This is a genomic window from Chthoniobacter sp. (genome assembly GCF_040003245.1).
Taxonomy (GTDB): domain Bacteria; phylum Verrucomicrobiota; class Verrucomicrobiia; order Chthoniobacterales; family Chthoniobacteraceae; genus Chthoniobacter.
This window is the reverse complement of sequence record NZ_JBDUCX010000379.1, coordinates 1-3859: the sequence shown is the minus strand read 5'-3', so window position 1 is coordinate 3859 and position 3859 is coordinate 1. Positions and strand designations below refer to the sequence as shown.

The 3859-nt window shown below is 58.4% G+C and carries 3 protein-coding genes and 1 pseudogene; all 4 read right to left on the bottom strand.

Annotated elements, in window-relative coordinates:
* Positions 1–313, bottom strand: a 313-nt coding sequence (locus ABJF10_RS29825) for a type II secretion system protein GspG (RefSeq protein ID WP_348548245.1), incomplete at its 3' end; no start/stop codon positions are given.
* Positions 314–396: 83 nt separating this feature from the next.
* Positions 397–1710 carry a type II secretion system F family protein gene (locus ABJF10_RS29820; protein ID WP_348548244.1) on the bottom strand — a complete coding sequence of 438 codons (1314 nt, stop codon included), beginning with the start codon at positions 1708–1710 and terminating at the stop codon, positions 397–399.
* Positions 1711–1818: 108 nt separating this feature from the next.
* Positions 1819–3504 (bottom strand): ATPase, T2SS/T4P/T4SS family, encoded by a 1686-nt coding sequence (locus ABJF10_RS29815; protein ID WP_348548243.1) that lies wholly within the window; start codon positions 3502–3504, stop codon positions 1819–1821.
* Positions 3505–3517: 13 nt separating this feature from the next.
* Positions 3518–3859, bottom strand: a pseudogene (locus tag ABJF10_RS29810) (type IV pili twitching motility protein PilT); the annotation flags it as partial.

The following is a 3859-nucleotide window of genomic DNA, read 5'->3' as shown; positions in this document are numbered from 1 at the left end:
TTTCAGTGGCATCGATCGTGCCGTTACCGTTGTCGTCACCGCTTAAGGCCTCATAAAGGTACAAACTGGATTTGGCTGGTTTGCCACTCGACGTCGTGTTCGTAGCGTCGGCGATATTGCGCGGATCGAGCAAGTCCGTCGACTGCGCGTCTTGCGGATAGCCGCCGTTGTCCGTCTTGTAGCTTTCCAGCGCCGATGAGAGCTGCCTGATTTCCGCATCCGCGCGCGCCGTGGCGCTTTTCTTCTGCACGATTCCGTTAATCGCCAAAACGAGGCCGGCGAGAATGGCAATGATGGCAATGACCGTGATCATTTCGATCAAGGTGAACGCGGCGTGACGTGGGGGACGGGTCATAACTTTATTATAGCGCAATTCGCCGGATTGGCGAATCCGGACTAGCTGGCGTTCTGACCGCCCATCTGCTTGATGATCTCAATCAGCGGCATGAACAGCGCGATAACGATGGTGCCGACGATGAGCGCGAGGAACACGATCATGATCGGCTCCAGCAGCGAGGTCAGACCTTCGACCGCGTTGTCCACTTCGTCATCGTACACTTCGGCGATTTTCAGGAGCATCTCGGGGAGCTGACCGGTTTCTTCACCCACGTCCACCATCGAGATTACCATGGGCGGAAATACTCCGCTGGCCTCCAGCGGCTGCACGATCGATTCACCCTCTTTCACCGCATCGTGAACCTTGGTCACGGCATTGGCGATGACCGTGTTGCCGGCGGTGTCCCGCGTAATATTCAGCGCCTGCAGAATAGGCACGCCTGAAGTAACCAGGGTGCCCAGGGTGCGGCTGAAGCGTGAGATCGAGCTCTTGCGGAGCAAGTCGCCGAACAGCGGCGTATGGAGCTTGATCTTGTCGAGCATCGCCCGTCCACCAGTACTGCCGGAGATCATCTTGTAGCCGACGACCACAACCACGATGGAAATGATCGTGTACCAGAGATACGGCGGAACGAACATCTTCTGGATGATATTACTCATGAAGATCACCCATTGGGTGATCGGGGGCAGCGGCTTGCCGCCCAGCATGTCGTGGAAAATGGCCTCGAACCGGGGAACGATGAAAGCCATCAAGAATACCATGATGAGGATCGCGATGATGAGCACGATCACCGGATAGGCCATCGCCGAGACGACCTTGTTCTTCACCTTTTGCGCCTTTTCCTGGAATTCGGCGAGACGATTGAGCACCAGTTCCAGCACACCGCCCAGCTCACCGGCTTTCACCATGTTGATGTAGAGCTTGTTGAAGACCAGTGGGTGCTGCGCCATCGACTCCGAGAATGTGCTGCCGCTCTGGACCGCGTCCGCCAAGGCGTTGATGGTTTTCTGCAATACCGGGTCCTTCTCCTGCTTGGCGAGCACGGTCAGGCCACGCAACAGCGGCAAGCCTGCATCGATCAGGGTGGCCAACTGGCGGGTAAAGATCATCAGCACCTTGCTCTTCACCGTCTTCTTCTCGAAAAGCGTGATGCCGCCCTTCTTGCTCTTCGGCGCGGATACGGCCTTGGCCTGCTTGGTCACGGCCTTGGCGTGCTTGGCAGCAACCTTGCCTTTACCTTCCTCGACAACGCTGGTCGGGAAGTAGCCGGCCTGTCGCAATTGGCCGACCGCATCGTTCGAGGACGATGCATCGATCACTCCAGTGGATTCCTGGCCGCGGGCATCTAGCGCAATGTAGTTGAATCGAGGCATGAGGTTCGGGGGTCAATTAAGGTTTCTTAGAAGGAAAAGAAAGCGGGCGATAAAAAGTTGCAATAAGGAATTGAGCGCGAGCGGCACTTTTTTCGGCCGCAGACGACTTTAGGTGTACTTGAGGATTTCTTCGATCGTCGTCTCACCGTCGTAAATGCAGCGCAGACCGTCCTGCCGCAGGGTGGTCATGCCGAGCTCGATGGCCTTCTGCTTCAACACGACCGAGGGAGCCCGCTTGTTGATCAACTCGCGGATCGGGTCGGTGATGTCGAGCAACTCGTAGATGCCCTTTCGGCCCTTGTAGCCGGTGTGATTGCACGTGTCGCACCCGACTCCGTAATAGAACGTCTTGTCCCCGATCTCGTGCGGCGAAAGGCCGAGCTGGGCGAGTGTATTTTCGGTCGGCTCGTAGGGCGTCTTGCAATTGGGGCAAATCTTGCGGATGAGGCGCTGGCCGAGCACGCCCTCGAGGGAAGACGAAATCATGAACGGCTCCACGCCCATGTCGATCAGACGCGTGACCGCGCCGGGCGCGTCGTTGGTGTGCAGCGTGGTGAAAACCAAATGGCCGGTGAGCGACGCCTGGATGGCGATCTGCGCCGTTTCCACATCGCGCGTCTCACCCACCATGATGCGATCCGGATCCTGACGAAGGAAGGCCCGCAGGGTGCGCGCAAAGGTCAGGCCGATCCCCTCATTCATCGGCACCTGGATGATGCCCTCGATGTCGTATTCCACCGGGTCTTCCGCCGTCAGCACCTTCGAATCGATGGTGTTGATCTTGTTCAGGCAGGCATAGAGCGTCGTCGTCTTGCCCGAGCCGGTCGGTCCGGTGACGATGAAAATGCCGTTCGGCTTTTCGATCGTCTTGAGCAGGTACTCGTAAATGTAATCGGGCATCCCGAGCGACTCGATGTTCAGGTTCACTGTGGTGCGATCGAGCACGCGGAGCACCACCGATTCGCCAAACTGCGTGGGCAGCGTGGAGACGCGCAGGTCGACCTGGCGGCCGGCGATGTTCTTTTGGATGCGCCCATCCTGCGGCAGGCGGCGCTCGGCAATGTTCAAGTTCGACATGACCTTCACGCGCGAAATGACCGGCAGCGCCAGATGCCGCGGCGGCGGCGACATTTCGTAGAGTGAGCCGTCCACCCGATAGCGAATCTTGAACTCCGTTTCGAACGGCTCGAAATGAATGTCCGACGCGCGATCCTGAATCGCTTGATAAAGGATCAAGTCTACATAGCGGATGATCGGTGTGGCATTCGCCTCGGCCTCGAGGCTCTTCAAGTCGATGCCTCCCGCGCCATCGATCAACTCCACCTCGCCCCCAAGTTGCTTGAGGATTTCATCCATGCTCCCGATGTCCGTCCCGTAGTGCTTCTTGATCAGGTCATCGATCTGGAAGACGGGCGCGACGACCGGCTGGATCTCTTTGCCCAGGGCGAAACGCAGCGTTTCCGGCGTCTCCGGGGTGAGCGGGTCCGCCAGCACGACCTGAAGCGTGCCGGCATCGATGCCGATCGGGAAAACGCGATGGAGCAACGCCAGTCCCGCCGGAATAAGTCGCACGACTTCCGGCGGCGGCTCGAAGCCCGTCAGGTCGACAAATTCCAGGCCAAGGTACGAGGCGATCGTCTGGTAAAACTGCTCCTCGTTGCAGATCTGGAAATCGTTGAGCACTTCCACCAGGGATTTTCCAGTCTGGCCCAATTCCTGGAGGATGTCGTCGATCTGGTTGCGCTCGACGACGCCTTGCTCTGTGAGGATTTCGAGGACTTGTTTCGGATTCATGTGCGGGAGAAGTCTAGCGTTTCACCGGGGTCTGGCCGTTGATCAATTGGATCGCCGCGTGCGGATCCTGCGCCTTGCCGATCACTTGCTCATAGCTGATGAGGCCATTGAGGTAGAGTTGCACGAGCGCCGCCTCGAGCGAGAGCATGCCGTGTTTGCCGCCGGTGAGGATGTCGTTGGGAATGCGGAAGGTCTTGTTGTCCCGAATCAGCGCCGCCACCGACGGCGTATTGACCATGATCTCGAAGGCCGCGACACGTCCCTTGCCGTCCATCGTGGGTAACAGCAGTTGCGAAATCACCGCCTTGAGATTGGTCGAAAGCTGCACGCGAATCTGCTCCTGCTGCGTCGTGGG